The organism is Sphingobacterium sp. UBA7631, assembly GCF_002483935.1.
Classification (GTDB): domain Bacteria; phylum Bacteroidota; class Bacteroidia; order Sphingobacteriales; family Sphingobacteriaceae; genus Sphingobacterium; species Sphingobacterium multivorum.
In genome coordinates this window covers 602,307-624,035 of record NZ_DLIX01000002.1, presented here as the reverse complement: position 1 = coordinate 624,035, position 21,729 = coordinate 602,307, and the positions used below count along the sequence as shown (strand labels likewise).

12 protein-coding genes are annotated in these 21,729 nt (G+C 43.4%); all 12 read right to left on the bottom strand.

Translation table 11 applies throughout. The features are described 5' to 3' along the window. Positions 1-25: 25 nt before the first annotated feature. On the bottom strand, positions 26-2,332 hold the full coding sequence (locus B3P16_RS02735) for a family 65 glycosyl hydrolase domain-containing protein (RefSeq protein WP_286841299.1): 2,307 nt from the start codon (positions 2,330-2,332) through the stop codon (positions 26-28). A 107-nt stretch (positions 2,333-2,439) separates the two neighbouring features. After that, the gene (gene pgmB / locus B3P16_RS02730) at positions 2,440-3,087 is read right to left on the bottom strand and encodes a beta-phosphoglucomutase (RefSeq protein ID WP_286841297.1); all 648 of its coding nucleotides are present in this window, start codon (positions 3,085-3,087) and stop codon (positions 2,440-2,442) included. 33 nt (positions 3,088-3,120) lie between these two features. Further along, complete coding sequence (locus B3P16_RS02725) at positions 3,121-4,983, bottom strand: glycoside hydrolase family 13 protein (RefSeq protein WP_286841295.1); 1,863 nt, start codon at positions 4,981-4,983, stop codon at positions 3,121-3,123. 3 nt (positions 4,984-4,986) lie between these two features. After that, positions 4,987-6,006 carry a SusE domain-containing protein gene (locus tag B3P16_RS02720; protein ID WP_046674245.1) on the bottom strand — a complete coding sequence of 340 codons (1,020 nt, stop codon included), beginning with the start codon at positions 6,004-6,006 and terminating at the stop codon, positions 4,987-4,989. A 213-nt stretch (positions 6,007-6,219) separates the two neighbouring features. Further along, positions 6,220-7,815: a RagB/SusD family nutrient uptake outer membrane protein gene (locus B3P16_RS02715; RefSeq protein ID WP_046674246.1), complete on the bottom strand. Its 1,596-nt coding sequence runs from the start codon at positions 7,813-7,815 to the stop codon at positions 6,220-6,222. A gap of 11 nt (positions 7,816-7,826) precedes the next feature. Beyond that, a complete protein-coding gene (locus B3P16_RS02710; protein ID WP_112374273.1) occupies positions 7,827-10,796 on the bottom strand; it encodes a SusC/RagA family TonB-linked outer membrane protein in 2,970 nt (989 codons plus the stop codon). Between the two features lie 11 nt (positions 10,797-10,807). Beyond that, positions 10,808-13,393: an alpha-amylase family glycosyl hydrolase gene (locus B3P16_RS02705; RefSeq protein ID WP_286841293.1), complete on the bottom strand. Its 2,586-nt coding sequence runs from the start codon at positions 13,391-13,393 to the stop codon at positions 10,808-10,810. Between the two features lie 195 nt (positions 13,394-13,588). Continuing rightward, positions 13,589-14,599 (bottom strand): LacI family DNA-binding transcriptional regulator, encoded by a 1,011-nt coding sequence (locus B3P16_RS02700; protein ID WP_286841291.1) that lies wholly within the window; start codon positions 14,597-14,599, stop codon positions 13,589-13,591. Positions 14,600-14,800: 201 nt separating this feature from the next. Further along, on the bottom strand, positions 14,801-16,084 hold the full coding sequence (locus tag B3P16_RS02695; RefSeq protein ID WP_286841289.1) for a Gfo/Idh/MocA family protein: 1,284 nt from the start codon (positions 16,082-16,084) through the stop codon (positions 14,801-14,803). A 109-nt stretch (positions 16,085-16,193) separates the two neighbouring features. Further along, positions 16,194-18,032: an alpha-L-fucosidase gene (locus B3P16_RS02690; protein WP_286841287.1), complete on the bottom strand. Its 1,839-nt coding sequence runs from the start codon at positions 18,030-18,032 to the stop codon at positions 16,194-16,196. Between the two features lie 56 nt (positions 18,033-18,088). Continuing rightward, the gene (locus B3P16_RS02685) at positions 18,089-19,054 is read right to left on the bottom strand and encodes an SGNH/GDSL hydrolase family protein (RefSeq protein WP_286841285.1); all 966 of its coding nucleotides are present in this window, start codon (positions 19,052-19,054) and stop codon (positions 18,089-18,091) included. 29 nt (positions 19,055-19,083) lie between these two features. Continuing rightward, positions 19,084-21,726, bottom strand: coding sequence for an alpha-L-fucosidase (locus tag B3P16_RS02680; RefSeq protein ID WP_286841283.1), 2,643 nt, complete (start codon positions 21,724-21,726; stop codon positions 19,084-19,086). Positions 21,727-21,729 lie beyond the last annotated feature (3 nt).

Sequence of the window (21,729 nt, the reverse complement as noted above, 5' to 3'; positions counted from 1 at the left end):
TTCTTACGCTGCTGAAAACAGGGGCTTACCGAACCTGAAACACCTGCTTTTTGCTTTGTGCAGCCAGAACGAAAGCTTCTGCCTCCGTCTGGATATGGGCCGCAGTGTCACTGTCATTTTCGATCGTAAATCCATCCGACCGTACCGCAATCAACAAGGTCGCACCGCGAAATAAGATACGGAATTTATACCCTTCCCACTCTTTTGGTAACATCGGATTTAAATACAGTTTTCCTCCCTTAATCCGCATTCCTGCAAAGCCCTCTACGATTGTCATCCAGGTACCCGCCATGGAAGTGATATGTAAACCGTCTTCGGTATCGTTATTATAATCATCCAGATCCAAACGCGAGGTCCGCAGATAGAATTCATAGGCTTTTTCTGGTTTATTCAACTTAGCAGCCAATATCGCATGGACGCAAGGAGAAAGCGAGCTTTCATGCACCGTAAACGGTTCATAAAATTCATAATGTCGCCTTAAGGCCTCAAGATCAAACTGGTCTTCAAGAAAATAAAAGCCCTGCAGCACGTCGGCCTGCTTGATGTAACAGGAACGTAGAATCCTGTCCCAGCTCCAACGCTGGTTGATCGGTCGTTGAGCCGGATCAAGTTCGGCCACAGGAATTAACTCTTTGTCGAGGAAACCATCCTGTTGGAGAAATACCCCGCGCTGCGCATCAAAAGGATAATACATGTTATCGATAATATGCTGCCATTTTTCCTGTTCCTCCGCTCCTATGGCTAACTTTTTCAGTGCCTCAGCATTGTCGGAGCTCAGCTGCGCCAGCTTGTTTAAACAGTCCAGTGTATATTCCAGGCACCAGGAAGCAATCCGATTGGTATACCAGTTGTTGTTCACGTTGTTTTCATACTCGTTTGGCCCCGTCACCCCCAACATGACATATTGCTGGCGCTCAGCGCTCCAATTAACGCGCTGTGCCCAGAATCGGCTTATCGCAATCAAGACTTCCAAGCCGTGTGACCAGATGTAGTCCTGATCACCGGTGTAACGGACATAGTTATAAATCGCGAATGCAATAGCTCCATTGCGATGAATTTCCTCAAACGTAATTTCCCATTCATTATGGCATTCCTCACCATTAATCGTCACCATGGGATAAAGTGCAGCTCCATTGGTAAAGCCAAGTTTAGCGGCGTTTTCGATGGCTTTACCCAATTGCTGATGACGATAAATCAACAAGTTACGCGCAATATTTGGAGATTGTGTTGCGAGGTAAAAAGGAATACAATAAGCTTCAGTATCCCAATAGGTGACACCGCCATATTTTTCTCCGGTAAAACCTTTCGGACCAATATTGAGTCGCTCATCTTCGCCGGTATAGGTCTGGTTGAGCTGAAATATATTATAGCGTATAGCCTGCTGCGCAGCAACATCACCACTGATTTCAATGTCACTTTCTGCCCAGATCGCTTGCCAAGCTGCTGCTTGTTTCTCCTTTAGTTGCTCATAGCTCAGTGCATCTAGCTTATGTAAATTGACCGAAGCAGCCACTTCTAGCTCTGCCGACACATGGTTCTGTGATGTAACAATGGAAACTCGCTTTTCAACGCGACAAATTTGAGATTCGGTTAGCTCGGTCTTATAAATTTCTGCTATACAGCCTCGACTTGTCACCGTATCTTGCACTTCGACAACGGCTGTAGGTCCTGTCACGGTAGTTGTAAGCAGGGCGTACACCTCAAAGCCAGTTTTCTTGGTACGCGCCGCCACAAAAGTATTTTCACCATCTCTTCCCTGCGCTGTGCTTTCCCAAAATTGCTCGTCGTAGTTACTGTCTCGATTGACAACTTCAGCATTTAAATGCGAGCGGACCTCCAAAGCAATCGGACCGGAAAGTGCCTGTATGTTGTACTGTAATGAAGCTGTTTCCGAAGCAAACAGATGATACATCCGGCTTGCTTCAACCTTCAACTGTGCCCCATCGGGCATTTCCACGATAAAACTGCGGTATAAAACCCCATTTTGCATATCCAGGCGACGTTCAAAAGATTTGACCGCAACTTTGTTTAGGTCGAGAACCTGCCCATTCACTAGAATATGTAGGCCTATCCAATCGATGGAATTGATGACCTTTGCAAAATATTCGGGATACCCATTTTTCCACCAGCCCACGCGTGTTTTGTCAGGATAATAAATACCCGCTAGGTACGATCCCTGTAACGATTTCCCGCTGAATTCTTCTTCAAAATTAGCCCTCTGCCCCATCCGACCATTACCAATAGCGAAGATACTTTCCGAAAATTCATTATGTTCGGGACGAAAGGTGTCTTCGATAATTTGCCAAGGGTTATGTTTGATATATGTTTTCATCTTTATATTTTTTTCAATGCGCGACGGATACTCTGCCTCAATCATTCTGGTCTTCTTTGCCAATATGATCTACGCCTTGCCTCCATCACTTGAATTGCTCCTAAAATTTAAAATTTATCGACTAAGGCTCTTAAATCGGCTACCACTAAATCTGCTCCGTTAAGATGTTCAGCCCGCCCAATCCCTATCACCTGCATGCCGGCTGCCCTTGCCGCATCTATTCCGGCTTGGGCATCTTCCAGCACGAGACAGCATGCCGGTTCAATTCCCAAAGCCTCAGCTCCCTTCAGGAAAACTGCTGGATTAGGTTTAGACAGTTGAACCACATTTCCATCAATCAATGCGTCGAAATAGCTGATAATCCCCGTTTTTTCAAGGATACCCATCGCGTTCTTGCTGGCTGACCCCAATGCAATCTTAATCCCCTTTTTCCGGAGTTTTTCTAATAGATCTAAACTACCTGAAAGCAAGTGGTCAGGGCTGAGTTGTTCAATCAGCTCCAAGTACCATTTGTTTTTAAGTGACAGCAAATCCGCTTTTTCAGCATCGGATATTTTCGCCCCCGCCCATTTTAAAATAAGCTCGAGGGATTCAATGCGACTGACCCCTTTCAGCTGTTCGTTATCAACAAGAGAAAACGAATAACCCAAGCCTTCTGCCAATCTGTGCCAGGCTTGAAAATGGTAGACCGCCGTATCCACCAACACACCGTCCAAATCAAATATTACGGCTTTTACAGTTTTATAATTAATCATCGAAAAATGAATTCTATAGAATTTTAAATTGTGTTAAAACTTAAGCTCGAACACTTTAGTCTCGTAAGCGTCCAACTTCAAGCTATGGTCAACTGGATTGGTCTCTTGCTTTTGAATAATATCGAAATAGGACTTCACCTGGTTATTTCGTTCCCTAAAGCGATCGAGTTTAAGTTCCTTCGCGACATCATTGCAATTCATCACGACCATAACAGTTTGCTTTTCGTTGTAACGGAAATAAACATATACGCCATCTTCGGGCACATATTGCATCGTTTTACCTGTTTGCAGAACGGTATGTTGTTTTCGGTAATTGGCTAAGGTCTGCACATAGTTCCACATATCCTGCTCGGCTTTCGTTCTTCCGTCAGCTGTAAATTTATTCGATTTGTCACCTATAAAACCACCCTGAAAGTCTTCCCTTAGCAAGCCGTCGGGATTAGAGAAATTCTTCATCAGAATTTCAGCTCCATAGTACAACTGTGGGATACCCCTTGTTGTCATAAGCCAAGCCATTGCTGATTTATATTTCTGCACGTTTTCGCCTACAACGGAGAAAAAACGATCCTTATCGTGGTTATCCAAAAAAAGCACATTTTGCGCTGGATGTGGATATAGAAAATCTGAGGCCAGGGTCGAATATAATTTATTGGCTCCGGCAGTCCATTCTGTCTTTTGGTTGAGCGCATCACCTATGGCATAATTAAGCTGAAAATCGGTTACGCCCATCAGCTTGGAATCCACGTCCTGACCAACTCGTTTTCCGCCCAGAAAATAAGCCTGATTGGCAACCCCGTGTACCCATGTCTCCCCAAAAAAGGTAAACTTTGGATACTCCTGCAAAATGCGATCGGTCCATTTAGCCATAAAATCCAGATCATTGTACGGATAGGTATCTATTCGGAATCCGTCTATTGCTGCGGTCTCTATCCACCAGATATGGCTTTGGGTCAGGTAATTTTGAACGTATGGATTCTGTTCGTTCATATCGGGCATGGTGGGAACAAACCAACCTTTGACCATTTTCTTTTTGTCATCTGCCGAGGCATAAGGATCAAAAACAGCCTGATCTTTATAGGATGTCTGCGTATAGGAAGGCCATTCATTGAGCCAGTCTGCCATCGGTTTGTCTTTCACCGTCCAATGATAACTTCCAATATGGTTGGGCACCACATCAAAAATCAATTTCATCTGACGCCGGTGGAGCTGTTCGCCTAATTGCACATAAGTGTCATTGCTACCAAAGCGAGGGTCTATATGATATGTTTCGGTATTGGCATAACCATGGTACGAGGCCTGTGGCATGTCATTGGTCAACACGGGAGTCAGCCACAAGGATGTAACACCAAGATCTTGCAGGTAATCCAGTTTCCCGATAATACCTTCCAAATCACCGCCATGGCGCAGATACATTGAATCCCGGTTCAAGCTCATATCCAACATACCTTTCACTTGATCATTTGCCTTATTTCCATTGGCAAAACGATCAGGCATAATCAGATAGATCAAATCGGCACTGTTTACTCCTTGCGCTTTTACTTTTTGATCTCTTTGCTTCAACTCATAACGATAAGTCAGTTTTTTCTTTCCTTGACGAAAGGTAAAAGTTGACCATCCCGGTTGGGCCGAAGCAGCCACCTTGACATCCAAAAACAGGTAATTGGGATTTTCCACCCGATTGATTTTTACCAATTCTATTCCTTTATCCTCCACTTGCACCTCACTTTTCCCGATCTGGGGTCCATAGACAACGAGCTGCAAGGTTGGATTTTCCATTCCTACCCACCAGTTTAAAGGTTCTACACGTTGAATGGATTGCCCCAATAAGGGGCTCCATCCAAGCACTGTTAGCGCCACGATTACTGTGGTAATATTTTTATTTATTTTAAACATCATTTGCTATTTCTTTGTCAGCGTATAGGTATTTGCATTGAAATCCACGACAATAGCGTAGGTACCGGCACTGGCGACCGCGATATTGGCACCGCCAGCCGCTAAAGTTCCATTTGCCCCGCCAAAATTGGTTCCCCAATCGTGATTTTTACGGAATTTGATCTCTCCTGCCGTCAAGCTCACTGTGAGCTTCCATACCTGGTTGGCATTGTCAAACTTCATATCTGTATCGGCATCCCAACCTTTCGGTGTCGCGCTGCCAATAATGCCCCAGTTGTGATCTTTAAATGAAATGGTATTGGCAGTTGTGTTGACCTCGATTTCCAGATTACCTGCACGCGGCGCTTTTATATTTCCACCACCATTAAATGCGATTTTACCATCTGCAGTTTGTCCATAAGAATTCGCCCAATTGCGTTCAGTTGTAATCTTAAATTCTGAATTCACTTCCGGAAATAAGATAATGCCTGTATAGATACCGTTACTTGTTGGGGAAACTAACGACTCAGCTGTGGCTGGATCCCATCCCTGATAAGCGCCTGGAACATACAGATAGCTGGTTGAAGCAAAGGGAACTGCTTTCAGGCTTGCCAAAGCTGAAAACACGACCGTAATTTTAGCATTGATACTTGACTTCAGCCGTACATCAAAGTCAGAAGCCGTTCCTGTCGGAACACCAAGAGAAAGTAAGTAGCTATTCAATTCATAACCCGTAAAACCAACTGTTGTCCGACCACTCGGAATAACAACTTCTTTTACTGTTTTAAAATTGTCTCCCTTAAGTCCAAACTGGAGTACGTTGGTTACTGCCGCCTGAAAACCAAAGTCAGGCTGAATCATAGTTAAGTGCAGTACCGTGTCCTTTGCATTATCTTTAGACAGGGTTACATTATTTTTATCAAGGCTTAAAGTCGCTGGCTTTATACCTTCATCACTAGCCAATATGGCCCGCGTTTCGTCTTTTTTACAACTTTGGAATAGCGCTATAAACAGCAGCATGATTCCGATATAGTGTCTAGTTTTCATCTGTTTAATTTTGTTTTCAATAGCTGATGAAAGCTCAGGCAAATATTAACCGTCCTGTGCGCCGACCAATATGCATTGCTCGGTTTCATCTGTCAACAATTTTCTTAGTACAGGTATGGCCACATCGATCAGAAGAAGCTTACCGCATCCAAACTCAATCAGGAGTTGTAGATTCGTCTTTCATTGGAATAAATTCTCCTTTTCCGATGCTGATTAATTATAGCCGGGATTCTGTACAAGATTGGAGTTCGCGATTATATCTGAAGCCGGAAGCGGGAACAATGTTCTATAGGCTGGCACAGCTTGACCGGCTAACACACCTCCTTTAAAAGGCCAGAGGTAATTATCGCCCGTAAATTTGCCATAACGAATTAAATCTGAACGTCTAAACCCTTCCCAATACAGCTCTTTCACACGCTCGTTGAGTACATCGTCCAGCGAGAGGTTTGCCAAATTCCCACTGTTGTTGCCATAGGCACGCACACGCAACTTGTTGACGTAATCCAATGCTTTAGCCACGTTACCACCGGAGCCACCTCGTAAAGTTGCTTCGGCGTAAATCAGGTTCATCTCTGCCAATCGAATTAATGGAAAGTCCACCGATGCTACAAAACCTTCAGCTGCTGGAGGAGCAGTTTTTCCGTCTTTGTTCACATTCCGGAATTTAGTAACTGCTAAGCCCTGCTTATAGACAGCGATATCTTCTATTTTTACGCTTGTATTTAAGTGAAACATTGCCCTTTTGTCCGTTGCTCCGGAGTAGTCACCGAAAATGGTTGCGATATTGTCACGCGTCCGATTTCCCGCCCAACCGCCGCCAGGCACACCAAAAGAAGTGGGATTCATGGTCGCGTCGATAGCTGCATTGATCAGATAAGTCGTTCCCCCCTTGCTCTGTGTTTTGGTTCCATCGTAAGGCAGATAAAAAATAAATTCGGGGTTGTTCACATCATTATCTGCATAGAAAAGCTCCCGGTAATTTGTCCCCAAGCTATAGCCCGAGTTCAATACCTTTTCTGAATACGTGATGGCTTCGGTATATTTCTTATTACCGGCCCCAAGGTAGACTTCAGCGTTGAGGTATAAACGAGCCAATAGCCCCCATGCCGCTACTTGGTCCACACGACCATAAACATTCTGTTTGGCACCTTTGAGCTGACCAGCAACCTCCAGCAGTTCTTTCTCCACATACGCGAAAAGCTCAGGTCGTTTGATCTGTGGCGGTGATACTTTGCCTACTGAAGTTTCTTCGGTTACAAAAGGTGGATTTCCGAATAGATCAAGTAGAACCCAATAGTTGTAAGCACGTAAGAATCTTGCTTCGGCACGATAATAAGCGATCTCTTTTTTGTCGGCATCTGAAATACCGCGTTCGGCCAATTTAGCATCCGTGCTCTCTCTTAAAAATTCATTGACAAGGGTAGCACTGTAGACACAACGCGTGTAAAGACCGCGGAGCATGGGATTGCTATCGTCAAAATTGAGGTAATCCAAACCACTAATTCCCGGGTCATTAAGCCAGGCGCAAGCAGCTTCATCGGTAGTAAGTTCTTGCGCATTCCAAAAAAGACGTAAAAAATCCGATGTTCCGGCATCTAAACCACCTAAGTCTGTATTATTCGGCCCCGATGTGCTCGTTAAAGTCAATGATCCATACAACCTTGCAAATGATGAGGTATAACCTTTAAAATCTTTATAAGCAATATCTGCGGTGACATCATTAGTAGGCTTTAAATCCAAATCCTTGTGGCAGCTGCTCAATGCGATGGCGAGCAGGCAAGCGCCTATATATTTATTTAATTTTTTCATTGTTATATCATTTAAAAACTCACATTTACACCCAATACATAAGTTCTTGGTCTTGGATAGAAACGGTCGTCTATACCATTGGATATTTCTGGATCAACTCCTTTGTACTTGGTGATGGTAAATACATTTTGTACAGTGGCAGAAATAGACATCGAAGCTTTGCTGTTCCGAATAAATTTTCCGAGGTTATAACTCAGATTAACATTATCCATTTTCAAGAATGACGCATTTTTGATGTAATAATCACTTCGTAACTGCTTGAGTAGAAAATTGGTATTCAAAAAATCCACCGGGGCATTGTTGATCACCAAAACCGCCTGATCGTTGATGTTCGCGCCACTGCCTAGGTTGGATGAAACATTGTCGTACACATAATTATCCAAACTTGCGCGCAATACGGTGCTTGCCGACCATTTTTTGTAACTGTATGCCGCCGTAAAACCCAAAAGGTATTTCGGTAAAGGTGATTTGTATAGGTAACGGTCGTTATCGCTGATCACGCCGTCGCCATTGCGGTCAACATAGACCCCTTCTACAGGATGCCCCTGTTCATCATATACCTGCTGGAACACATTGAAACTATTGGGCATGAAATTCACCTTATGTGCCTGGATATTCCCCCCTGTTCCACCACGAATACTACCGGTCTCCACGATAAAGTTTGGATCATCGCTCTGCGTCAGGTTGGTCACTTTGCTTCTATTATAAGTCACATTGAAACCAAGATCCAACGACGAATTTTCTGTTTTTACCGGAACGTAATGCAGGTTAAACTCCAGACCCTGATTCTCCATATTACCGACATTCGTCAACAAAAAGTTGCTAAAGTTTGATCCTACAGGAACTGGAATGGTACTGAGCAGGTCCTTGGTCTTTTTCGAATAGTAGTCTATGCTACCATAGAATAGATTGTTAGCGAAACCAAAATCAACTCCAGCATTGTAGGTCGTTGTACTCTCCCAGCGGATATCTTGATCGTAGGCGACCGGCGAATTTAGGTAATAATACTCATTACCAAATCGATACATGGATTCATTACCACTGATGGTATAATTAGGCAAATAAGAATAGTTGGCAATACCGTCTTGCTGACCTGTCTTTCCATAACTTAAACGAAGTTTCAACTCCGAAACCGCAGCTATTTCTTTTAAAAAGCCTTCATTTTTCGCGCGCCAGGTAAAACCGACAGAAGGGAAATATCCCCAGCGGTTGTCCGGGCTAAAACGGGAAGAACCATCTGTCCGCAAGGTTCCAGAAAGGACATAACGGTTGTCGTAGGTATAGATCAGACGTCCGTAATAGGAGATCAACAGGTTTTCGGGTTTATCAAAAGGCCGCGTTGGTTCATTTAAGATCTTATCACCTTCGGCATTTGTACGGTTAAAATTGTATACTTTACTACTATTTTTATAGTAACCATACCCAAGTGTCGCGTCTATCGTACTTTTGATTGTAGGTAATTCTTTATCATACTTTAGATAAAACTCGAGTGTTTTATTGTTGATATCGGTTTTATATTGCGTTCTTTCACCACCTTCATTGAAATTACGTGCAGCAATAGCCGGCGTAAATGTATTCCCTTTTGAACGCGCCAGATCGTAGCCGACGTTTAAGTTGGCGTGTAACTCGGGAAGGAAATGAAAACTATAATCCACTTTTGCATTTCCAATGCTTCTGAAAACATCGCCATTATCTTTGCGCAGATCCAATAAGGCCAAAGGATTTCGAGGTGCATTTGGATTGGGTTTCCCGCCCTGAACCCACTCATAATATCCGCCAAAACTATCCTTATCATCGACATAAACAGGTTGGGTGGGATCGAACTGAATCGCTGACCCGATCGCATCTTGCGTAGCAAATTTCGATTTCGACCAGGTACCACGTACATTCACATCCAGCGAAAGGTGATTGTCCAGAAATTTCGGTGTCAAGGCCAATGCCGCGGTGGTCCGTTTTAAGTTATCATTTTTCAGCACACCGTCCTGATTCATATAACCAGCAGAAATACGGTAAGGCATATTACCAGCTCTGGAAGCAATGTTAACATTATTGTCCGTAGTAAAGGCATTGCCATAAATCACATCCTGCCAATCGGTATTTGCTGTTCCCAACAATTTTTTCATGGCATCACTGCCATTGGTATTGACATAATCGCGGATTTGATCCGCGTTAAGCAGTTTTACTTTATTGGCCACAGTCGCCAAGGAGTTCTGTGTAGAGAAGTTGATCTGTGTTCCTGAGCGGCTGCCTTTTTTGGTGGTGATTAAGATGACACCATTCGATGCACGCGATCCATAAATTGCCGTTGCATTGGCATCTTTCAAGATGGTAAATGTCTCGATATCATTTGGGTTAATCAAACTTAATGGATTCGCTACCCCAGATACCGAGCCACCAGCCAAAGGAATCCCATCCACGACGATCAATGGATCGTTACTGGCATTCAGTGAAGCGCCGGAACGGATCCGGATTGTACTTCCTGCGCCTGGCTGCCCCCCACTTGTTGTAATCTGTACGCCCGGAACTTTCCCCATAATGAGTTGCTCGGGAGAGGAGATCTGTCCTTTTTGAAAATCCTTAGAACTCACCGTGCTGATTGACCCCGTCAGGTCACTTTTCTTTTGTGTACCATAACCAATCACAACAACCTCATCCAGCGCGCTCGTATTGGATTTAAGGTAGAGGTTTAACGGATTCTGCCCATCACTGATTTGGATTAAGGTGTCCAGGCTCGCGTATCCGACCATGCTGACTCGCAGGCGTAATTTCCCCGTTTGTAGTCTATCCAAGCTAAAATCCCCATTCGCATTGGTAGACAGTGATTTTTGAATATCCTCGAAGCGCAGTGTAGCACCGACCAAGGAACTCCCCTTCTGGTCCATTACTCGCCCCTTTAGCGTTGCCTGTTGGGCAAATGCCGAAGCACTTACGCCGAGTAGCATGCTCAGAGCCCAAAATGGACGTGATAGCTGTTTGTTCATAAAATAACTGTTTATTTATTTAGTTTTGTTTTGCTTATCAATTGGTATTGTCCAGGCAAAAGGCTCAATTTTGACTGACTGGGCCAGTTGAGCTCTTTTCCCGTAAAATTGTCCACCCACTGTCCCTGCAGTGCTTGTGGCAATGTAAATTCCACACTTTCTACCCCAAAATTGCCAAGTACCCCTACTTGTTGTCCATCCTTTTCCAGCACGAAATATTTAACGGCATCTTTCATAGCCGATGTAACAATTGTCCCGTTTTGGAAAATGCTATTTTTGGTTTTGAAACGGGTGAGTTTCGCATAGGTCTCAAAGAGATTTTTACGATCATCTTGCTGCAGATAACTCCATAATATTGGTTTTTCACCTGTCCGTCCATTTTCATCGATAGACACATCATAGCCATATTCACCAAACTGCCAGATCATCTTAGGTCCAGGCGAAGCCAATAAAAATACCGCCGCTTGTTCCAAGCGTTTTAATGCTGTACCGAGATTCTTGATATTATAGTTACCGGATGAATTTCCATAATTGAGGCACTTGAACAAGAGTCTCTGTTCGTCGTGACTTTCCATATAGGACACAAAAGAAGGTTGCACCATCCCATGATTTGAGGCAAACAACCGACCGAGATCCGAGCCATTATTGGCATTCCATCCCATCGCCGCTTCGTTGAAGACATGATTCATATTATTCCAGAGCAACATACCCGATTGCGCCAGCTCCATTTCTTCCTGATCACCGCCAAGATGCTCGAGAATGATATAACAAGAAGGATCTATACTCCGAATATGCTGCTGGTATTGCTTTAAGATCGCCACACGGGAAGCATCATAGGCATTCCAAGCGCTTAAATCACTTTCTGAAGTGCCTGAATTTTTCTGGGTAAAACCTTTAGACAAGTCAAAGCGGAAGCCATCGATCTTGTATTCCTGCATCCAATAGGTCAAGACATCTTTAACAAAAGTCTGTGTATAACTACTTTCGTGGTTAAAGTCGAATCCAACATTAAACGGATGCTTGGCAACCGTATTGAACCAAGGACTATTGCCAGCGACGTTGCCCTGCTCCATATAAAGCTGTACAAGCGGTGACTGACCAAATGCGTGATTAAAAACAACGTCCAAAATCACGGCAATACCATTTTCGTGACAGGCATCGACATAAGCTTTCAGGTCATTTTTCAAGCCGTAATATTTATCCAATGCCCGGTGGAATGAAGGATTGTATCCCCAAGTCGAATTCCCTTCCGATTCCTGTACAGGCATTAGCTCAACGGCATTTACACCCAGCCTTTTTAAATAAGACAAAGAATCCTTGAGTGTAGTATATTGATGCTGTCTGACAAAATCGCGGACCAACAGTTCATAGATCACCAAATCACCTTGAGCAGGTCTATTAAAAGCAGTTGTTTTCCAGGTATAAGCCTTTGTGGAAAGATCCAATACGCCGACAATACCATGCGCAGCTGCGGGATAAGCGGGTACAGCCGCTGCTGTAAGCCCAAGTGCAGCATCATTCTGCGGATCAAGAATCAGTTCAGCATAGGGGTCAGCGATAGCCAATTGGCCATCCACCAAAAACTGATAAGTCTGTTTTTTGGAGAAATCCAGATTCGATACCGTTACCCACCAGGTTTTGCCATCTGGAGTCTGGCTCATCGCATAGGCTGGTAATGCTTTATAGTTGTTAAAACCACCTAACAGATATACACTTTTTTTCAGTGGTGCTGTGAGCGCAAAACTGACCTCCCCTTTTTCCCTGTTTATGGTTGTTCCGTTTGGATTGATACCTATCGGGAGGGCAGCAATGGTAGGTTTTGATTCTACAAATAGCTCCACTTTACTGGAATATACCTTGCCATCAGCTTCCAAGCGGGCTTCGAGCTCATGCAGGCCATTGCTTTGTAGACTAACAGATTTTTCTAAAGACAGTGCAGCAGAAGATTCAGCCAGCAATATACCATTGTCCCAGACACTGATTTTTCCGGACTGCGTTGCTTGTAATTGTAGCTTCAGGTTATCGCCAACGGTGTACATTTGCTCTGTGGTCATTGGATCTGTGGGTTGCAGCGTAGGCGACACAAAACGAATCGCTTGCATGTTACTCGCCACGAAAGGCAAAAATAAATCTGAATTATTTTTATTTCGTTGGACGAGCGATCCATCACCATTGCGCACTAAAAGTGCCAACTGACCAAATTCCAAAGCATTTGACAGATTAAAGAATGTGGAAGGCGTAAATGTAAATGTATATAAACCAGCAGAAACAAATTTAAGTTTATAAGCGTTGTCATTCTTTGACCAGTCTGTCGCTACATGCTGCCAGCTCCCCCCATGGACAGGAATCAACCCCGCGTGTAGATACAGGTCGGCGGTGCTACCTTTTAACGCTGCATTTCCTTTCGAAAGATCAAATTGCAAGGTGATTTCCTTATCCCAAAAGATAAATGGAGCAGAAAGATTCACCAAACCAGTCCCCTGCTGTTCAATAACAGGTGGTTGCTCGACATCCACGATATCTTTCTTATTTGCACATGATGATAATAGGACAATCACCCAGAGATACCCTATTAAACGAGAGATATGCTTCCCCATCGATAATTAGCTTTACTTGGAATCTGATATTGGGAACGTTCCCGAAATCAAGGTAAAAAGAAATCGCCTGTTGCGATTTGCTGGATTTCCCTATCCAATATTTTATACAAATTGATTATTTAAACACTTTCGGGAATGTTCCCGAAAGTAATCAAAGCTAAATAATGGGATTACAAAAAACAAATATTTTTTTTCTTATTTGAGGCTAGATTTTTGAAAAATAAGCTGGGAATCAAGGTAAACCGAATTAGCAAACTTATCATTTGTTGGATCATCCATTTTATCTAACAGGTATTTTGTTACCAATTGGCCCATTTCGTAGGCAGGTTGTTTCACTACGCTCAGTGCTGGGTCGATCAGATCGGCGATATCCAAACAAGAAAAACAAATGATCTTGAGGTCTTCAGGAATACGAATTGCGAGCTGCTTGGCGACCCGTATACTCGAAATAGCGAGACGTTCTACTGAAGCAAAAATGGCATCGGGGTTTTCCTTTTCGATCAAGCTGGCGATATCTTTCATATTCTGATCGGCATCATTGACGGTATCCAAAATAAGCTCGGGCCTAATCGGTATTCCCGCCTCCCGCAAAGCTTTTTCATACCCGTCTTTACGCACCTTACCAATCGAAACATGAGGATTGATGGCGAGATAAGCAATCCGTTGACAGGCATTATCAATCAAGTGCTTCGTAGCCTGGTAAGCCGAATCAAAGTCATTCCCCGTAATATATCCCCCCTTCCAATCGTCGTATGCACGGTCAAAGAACATGACCGGTATTCCCCTTTCCGCCAACAGCTGCAAATGCGAATGGTCTTTTCCCTCACCCGAAGCCGAAATGATCACGCCATCCACTCGTCCATTAGCCAGCGAGCGCACGATGGAAGCTTCATTTTGTACCTGATGATCCGTCACGTAAATCAAGGTATGATAGCCCTTAGAGCGTGCCACTGCCTCAATTCCCTTGATGGCCTGCGAGAAAAATTTATTACCAAATTCGGGAATAATAATCGCAATGGTCAGACTTTTATTCGCTTTCAGACTACTCGCATAGACATTCGGCGAAAAACCGATTTCTTCGGCCATGGCCAAAATACGGGCTTTTGTCGCCGGATTAATATCCTCGTTATCCCGAAATGCACGGGAAACGGTCGATTTTGACAAGCCGAGTTTTTTGGCCAGATCTACTATTGTTAATTGCGACATATCAAGATTCCCTTTGCTGTTCGAATGTAATAATTGTTGGATACAAATAAAGCAATTATCTATCCAGAATAGCAAATTTTCTTTTTGTCCTCTTTATTTTAAATACAAGTCTACATTGTTGTAGAAATATTGATCTATAAACAAAACAGGCTTAGCAAATATGCTAAGCCTGTTTTTATCATTAGTCGACCATTTTCTTGATTAGAACTTTCTAAAATCCCATTCTCCGCGATAAGGGCGGCTACACATGAGGTTAGCATAATCATTGTCGAACTGTTCCTTTTGTGGATTCCATTTTAAATCCTTTTGAAGTTCATACGCTATGTTGATGGCATTGCAAACAGAGCTCGTCCGATGGCCTATTTCAACATCACAGATCGGCTTACTTCTTTTTTTGATCGCGTCTACCCAATCCTGATAGTGGTTATCACTGTAATACAGGCGACGATCTGTGGAGCTCAATTTAAGATTGGCCAAATTCTCGGGATTCGAACGGATAAATTCGCGGCTTACTTCAATCTTACCTTTTTCACCAATAAATTGAATCGCGTTATGTACGCCCCATTGCACATGGTTTACCCGAACTCCATTGGCATAGTTAAAGGAAAGCCCGCTATTGCTATTTGCTGCTTTAGGTGGATTGAATTGCACCGGGCCAGATTCGTCCATGCCCAATGCCCATTGCACAATATCAAACATATGTGCTCCCCAATCGGTAATATAACCACCGCCGAAATCACGGTAACCACGCCACCAAGCCCATTTATCATCCTCAAGCGGTGGGCTTAAAATCGGGTTATAACCGCGGTAAGGTGAAGGTCCTACCCACATATCCCAATCCAGATAATCCGGTGCTGGCATAGCTGGTAGGTCGCATTGTTTGACCGGTTCGCCCACAGACACATTAATTTCTTTTATTTTGCCGATATAGCCATTGAGAACCAGTTCTGCGGCTTGTCTAAAATTATAGGAAGAACGCTGCATGCTACCCGTCTGAAAGACACGTTTATACTTGCGGGTTGCATCAACCATTGCTCTCCCCTCGGCAATGGTAAGCGCCAGGGGTTTCTCACAATAAATATCTTTGCCGGCTTTAGCTGCATCAACAGCAACCTGCGCATGCCAGTGATCTGGTGTTGCAATAACAACAGCATCAATATCTTTCCGATCCAATAGTTCGCGATAATGGTGGTAGGCCTTGATCTCAGTCTGTGCTTTTGACAATTCCGTTTGCTTTTTCGCTGTCGCAGCAATAAATGCGGCCAACTTCTTACGGTCCACATCGCAGGCCGCCAGACTTGCGATTTCCTTGCAGCGATTGAGACCGTTCATCAAAGTATAGGATTGTTTTCCGACACCGATAAATCCAAGATTGATACGATCACTTGGTGCAAGAAATCCATTTCCGCCTAACACAACGCGCGGGACAATTGTGAAAGCCAAAGAGGATACAATCCCCTTGGCTATAAATTCTCTTCTTTTCATTTTTTACTGATAGTTTATTTTTCTGCTCGTCTTTATAGACACTTATTCGGTCCTCGGCGGCAAAATGGTTTATGTATGGATGATTTGTCTAGGCTTTCTCAAAAATAGTTTATTCTTGAACCGGAACCAGTGTAATTGACGCAATCTCAGGTAATGCATCGCCATCAATTGCCGTAGCCTGCAGCAGCACTTTTGTACTTGGCTCTCCGATCACTTGCTGTGATACTTCTATTGTTCCCATGACCGCTTCCTTAAATGCAGTTCCATTTTCATTTATAAAGGCGAAAGGAATCTTTTGTCCAAGAGCGGTTAGCAAAATTTTGCCCTGATGTTTAGGATTAGGTAGATAATTGATGAGTACTCGGTATTTACCCGGTTTCTGAATTTTAATATCCCAAATTACTTGATCGGCAAGATCCTTCCATTGACCTATGGCATTCGGGCGATTTGGATCATGGGTATGTGCGCCAATAATTTTCAGTCCCTTTCCTTCCTGCAGTTTTGCATTATTTGCGTTCATCACGATGCGACCATCCGCCTGTGTTTGTGTTAGGCTTTCCTCAACAATTGGTTTTCCCTGGATCTCCACCACGATAACCTTAGGCCCTTTATTGCTGTCGAAGACATCAACAGGAATTGCTGGTCTACCATTTTCCAGCGTAGATTTTAACTTCATTTTCGGTGAAGCCAGGGCATAGACAGCCGTCACTTTATTTTTGATTGGCAGATTTATTTTCCCATCGGCTGGACGGTCAAAAACATGCAGATAGAGTTTCCCATTTTTTTGCGTACAATAACCCCAATCCAACGCTTGGAAAGGGCTCGCCGTAGTCCCGTAAATAGCTTCGCTATTGATCTTCATCCAGTCCCCGATCTGCTCCATAATACGCACCGCAGGTTCGGGAATGCCGCCATCACCATCGGGTCCGACATTTAACAGGAAATTGCCGCCCTTACTTACTGTTTCCACAAATAATTGCATGATCTTGGGGAAGCTTTTCCAATTTTGATCATGGGCGCTATAACCATAACTTTCATTCATGGTATGGCTTACCTCCCAATACATACCAGGCAAGCCTGTTGGTGGAATATATTTTTCAGGCGTTCCAATATCACCGTTTTTATTTTCGAGTCCATTCCAAAATCGATTATTGATAATAATGTTGGGTTGCCATTTGATCAGGTCTGTTAAAATATGTTTGGTTCCCCAGGCTTCACCTTCGTGCTGTTTGCTACTGAAATCGGGCCACAGCATATCCAATCGCCCGTAATTTTGGGCAAGTTCCTTAATTTGGCCGTAGAGATAGGCCTTATACCGTTCATGATCAGGTTGATGATTATCTACATTTGGGTTTAACTGAAAAGCCTCATAGGAATCGGGATGCTGCCAATCCAGCAGCGAATAATAGGCGCCAACTTTCATTCCCTCCTGGCGGAAAGCTTCCATAATTTCGCGGTAAAGATCTCTCCCTTTTGGCGATAAATTTGCCGTACCTGTTACATCGTTTTTAACCGCGTAAGGCTGTTGGCTATTGAATAAGCTAAAGCCTTCGTGGTGTCGGGAGGTCAGCACCATATACTTCATTCCCGTTTTTTTTGCAAGGTGAGCCCAGGATTTTGGATCGAAAGAACGCAATGTAAATTTTGGTTTCAGCACTTCAGCATACTGCTTACTGGGAATTTTCCCCCAAGTTTGTATCCATTCAGCATAATGCTGTGGGTATTTTTTTCCTTCAAAAGAACCTCCCGCTGCACTATACAATCCCCAATGGATAAATAGCCCAAAACGAGCTTCTTTAAACCATTCCATGCGTTTATCTTGTGTCTCCTGCCAGCCAGCTACGCCTTCATAGGGTAATGATTTGGTCTGTGAATTAGCAACATCGGTCATACATAGCAACATTCCCACTGCTGCTGCACACTTCCACTTTAAAAAATTGATTTTCATCGTAATATAGTTTTATACATAAAAGTTCATGGATTATAATCATTAAACAGGGGTCATCAGAAACCCAAGTGGTTTATTTCCTCCTGCATGGTATCATAAGTCTTTCGCGCATCCTCTAATGGAATTCCTTTTGATAGTCCGGGTCGTTTATGGCCTGTAAAAGTCAACCATGTGTCTTTCATGATCGTCTGTCTTTTCAAAACAAGGGTATATAACTGGCGAAGTTTTGGTTTATCGCGCAAATTATCATCCCATGTGCTTTCGATCGGGAAATTAAGCATCAGGTGTTTAACAATTTCCCTTGCTATGAGCCAATGGCCCAACTCGCCAGGATGAACACCATCTGCTGCTAGCCTAAACTGAGGATCTTTCTTGATGCCAGTCTCCAAATATCGCCGCATGGGAAAATGGAGGTCAATGATTTCCCATGATTGTTTTCGGCCATAATCGATCAACCATTCGGCATAACGATCCAATACTTTATTGTACCCATTGAGCCGAAGCTGTGGATCATCATGCACCGGTGGAGTCATCCATATGATACGTTTGACACCTTGATCTGCAAGTCGTTTTTGCAGGTGTATAATTCCGTTTTTATAGGCTTCAAAACGAGCCGAATCAAATGGTAGGTAAATACCGTCATTCATGCCATAACAGACGAAGACAACCTCAGGATTGATTTTATCGAGTACATTATCCAAACGGTCAAATAGACAAGGTCGCGGAAACTTTCCATCGGCGTGATTCGGCTCACTAAGTCCAGATACGGTCTCACTTGGTAGCCCTGAGTTAATAAACTGGGGTTTCTTTTTCGGATGACTGCTAAGGAACAAACTTTCGGTCATGGCGACATATTGCCCGGCATAGGTAATGCTATTTCCCAGAAAAAGAATTTTCTGTCCTTCGTTCCAGGCAAACTGGTTAACCTGTTTTTGCCCAACAGCTTGGATAAACCATAAACTTAAGCAGAAGAGCAGCGACAAAACACGCATTTTTTTTGTAGTTAATAATTGATTCAACATCGTTATAATTGATACAGTCAATATTCGAATTAGCCTAGTTTTATTTTTAGCGCATAGCCCAAGCTGTTGTTTTCTATATTCTTGGGTAATTTCAATTGCAATCCATGGTTATCCTGCTGGAAATCGATCTGACCAAACCCTAAGATTTCCACTGATTTCACTTTAGCCTTACTTTGGTTCAGGGACTTTACATTGACGATTCCACCCTTAGGTACTACAAGAGCCATTGCATATACAAAATCATTCTTTTGGGTAAACCAAAAATCCGAAGCGGTAAAAGATGCCTTAAATCCTTCTCTCTCCCGTTGTTCGGTATCCGTTATCCGAATTGCTGTAGGCCCCTCATGTGCAGTGGTCCATGGGGATGTTCCATAAATCGCTTCACCATTGAGTCGCAACCATTTCCCTAATATAGCAAGATTTTTCTTTACCGGCGCAGGGACATTCCCCTGCGCATCGGGTCCAATATTGAGCATATAGTTACCACCTTTACTGACAATTTCCAAAAGCCAATAGCGCAATTCGTCTACATTTTTCCAATCATGATCGTAGGATTTATAGCCCCAGGAATGATTGAATGTCCCGATGGCTTCCCAAGGTTGGTTAAAATGTTCCGAAGGATCTGGAATCCGATTATCTCCTGGAATGGCATAATCGCCCATGCCATTGCCAATCCGTTCGGAGACAATAACATGTGGATTGCAATCATAAACGGTTTTATAGAACCGAAAGCTTTGTTCTCCAGTCATCAGTCCCGGCATATCAAACCAGATATATTTCAGCTGTTTGAACCGCGTCAAAATTTCCTTTACCTGAGGAATTGCTTTTTCGTTGAGATACGAAGCAAAGGAATTTTTACTGGGATCCCAAAGATTGGCACCAAAAGCATCGGTTTTGGTATGGGCAAGATCATGCTGTGCCTTCGTTACCTTATATTGCGCGTCGCTACCATCCCTCCAATCGATATTCTGTGAATAATAGACACCAAAATCGAGTTTATGCCGAAGACAGGCATCATAAAGTTCCTGAATGATATCGCGTTTAAAGGGCGTAGCCTGTATGCTATTGAATGAACTGACCTTTGAACCATATAGCGCAAATCCATCGTGATGTTTACTTGTCACAACAAGATATTTCATCCCGGCATCCTTGGCCATTTTAACAATGTTATCGGCATCAAAAGATTGAGGCGAAAATTGGTTTGCTAATTTGGCATAGGTTGACCGTGGAATTTTTGCGACCAATTGAATCCATTCGGCGACACTAGGACTCCCTAAATCTTCTATTCTCTGACCGTTCCATATACCTGCTGGGATCGCATACAGTCCCCAATGGATAAATAGACCAAACTTTTGTTGCTGAAAGTCTTGGAGTGCCCGTGCTTTCTGTTTATTCATCTCCTGCCATTCCTTCATTAGCTGTGCAAGTCGATGTCTTCGCTTGTTCCATCGCGTCAAGGCTTCTAAATAATAATAGTCTGCATACACCAAAGGCACATCAATCTCTCCTTTATGTGGAATACTACCTACACTGTGTTTTAAGATAAACAGACCATTTCCTCCAACTTCACTAGCGTACTTTGGCGAGCCCAATGATCGCAAAATCTTTTCAGCCAGATCCAAATAATCCTGCTGTTGTCCCGGCTCCATATATTCAACCAATTCCAAAAGTGCCGATGCAGTGACAGCAGCAGCGGATGCATCCCGCGGGGTAGTGCCAAAATCTTCTTTTCGATAGTCCCAGTTTGGAATAAACCCCGCTTGATCGACATCAAAGTCCCACAAGGGAACTCCATCATCAGGCAAGCGCGGGTGCCGTGCATAAAAGTCTGCCATTTTTAGAGCAGCCTGTAAAAACTTAGGATCCTTCGTTTCACGGTACAACACAACAAATCCATACAATCCCCAAGCTTGCCCTCTCGCCCAGGCGGAATTGTCCGAAAAGCCCTGAGCAGTCTCCCTGCTCAATACAGCACCCGTATTGGGATCATAGGTAACCACATGGTAAGAACTGTAATCCGGTCGGTATTGATTTTTCAACGTCGTTTCTGCATGTCGAATAGCGGCATTCCGATAAACAGAATCGCCAGATAATTTGGAAGCCAAAAAAAGAAGTTCCAAATTCATCATGTTGTCGATAATGACTGGGAATTCATAATTATGCTTACTGTCCCAAGAAGAAAATGTATTCCAAGACTTGATCGCTCCAACCTTTGGATTGAAACGTGTCAATAAAGATTTGGCACTCTGGATCAAGATCGATTTGAAGGTGGTGTCACCCGTCAACCGATAGGCATTGCCATAACTGCAGTTCATTACGAAACCAATATCGTGGTGATGCGTATTAAATTGATTTTGACGTAATGAATTCGTCCATTTTAATGCAGCGTCCCGCCATTGATCATCGCCTGTATACTCAAAAACATACCAAAGACAGCCCGGCCAAAAGCCACCAGTCCAATCCCGGATATCAGTAAACGTTGTTTTTCCATTATGATCTGCCGATCGTGGATACTTACTCAGATCTTTATGATCTTGATACAGCAATGCATACTGTCGTTCGGCCAAATCAAATCCCTTTTTTACGATATCGCTTGTATCCGCACGTAGGAGAAAAGGATAAAAAAAGGTCAAAAAATAAATAAAGTATAAGCTATATCTAAAAAAAATCATGTT

What these genes read in the sequence shown, in the direction of transcription:
- B3P16_RS02705 (WP_286841293.1), bottom strand. Translation starts at nt 13,393, where the DNA reads ATGGGGAAGCATATCTCTCGTTTAATAGGGTATCTCTGGGTGATTGTC.
- B3P16_RS02700 (WP_286841291.1), bottom strand. Translation starts at nt 14,599, where the DNA reads ATGTCGCAATTAACAATAGTAGATCTGGCCAAAAAACTCGGCTTGTCA.
- B3P16_RS02720 (WP_046674245.1), bottom strand. Translation starts at nt 6,006, where the DNA reads ATGAAAACTAGACACTATATCGGAATCATGCTGCTGTTTATAGCGCTA.
- B3P16_RS02735 (WP_286841299.1), bottom strand. Translation starts at nt 2,332, where the DNA reads ATGAAAACATATATCAAACATAACCCTTGGCAAATTATCGAAGACACC.
- B3P16_RS02680 (WP_286841283.1), bottom strand. Translation starts at nt 21,726, where the DNA reads ATGATTTTTTTTAGATATAGCTTATACTTTATTTATTTTTTGACCTTT.
- pgmB (WP_286841297.1), bottom strand. Translation starts at nt 3,087, where the DNA reads ATGATTAATTATAAAACTGTAAAAGCCGTAATATTTGATTTGGACGGT.
- B3P16_RS02725 (WP_286841295.1), bottom strand. Translation starts at nt 4,983, where the DNA reads ATGATGTTTAAAATAAATAAAAATATTACCACAGTAATCGTGGCGCTA.
- B3P16_RS02710 (WP_112374273.1), bottom strand. Translation starts at nt 10,796, where the DNA reads ATGAACAAACAGCTATCACGTCCATTTTGGGCTCTGAGCATGCTACTC.
- B3P16_RS02690 (WP_286841287.1), bottom strand. Translation starts at nt 18,032, where the DNA reads ATGAAAATCAATTTTTTAAAGTGGAAGTGTGCAGCAGCAGTGGGAATG.
- B3P16_RS02715 (WP_046674246.1), bottom strand. Translation starts at nt 7,815, where the DNA reads ATGAAAAAATTAAATAAATATATAGGCGCTTGCCTGCTCGCCATCGCA.
- B3P16_RS02685 (WP_286841285.1), bottom strand. Translation starts at nt 19,054, where the DNA reads ATGTTGAATCAATTATTAACTACAAAAAAAATGCGTGTTTTGTCGCTG.
- B3P16_RS02695 (WP_286841289.1), bottom strand. Translation starts at nt 16,084, where the DNA reads ATGAAAAGAAGAGAATTTATAGCCAAGGGGATTGTATCCTCTTTGGCT.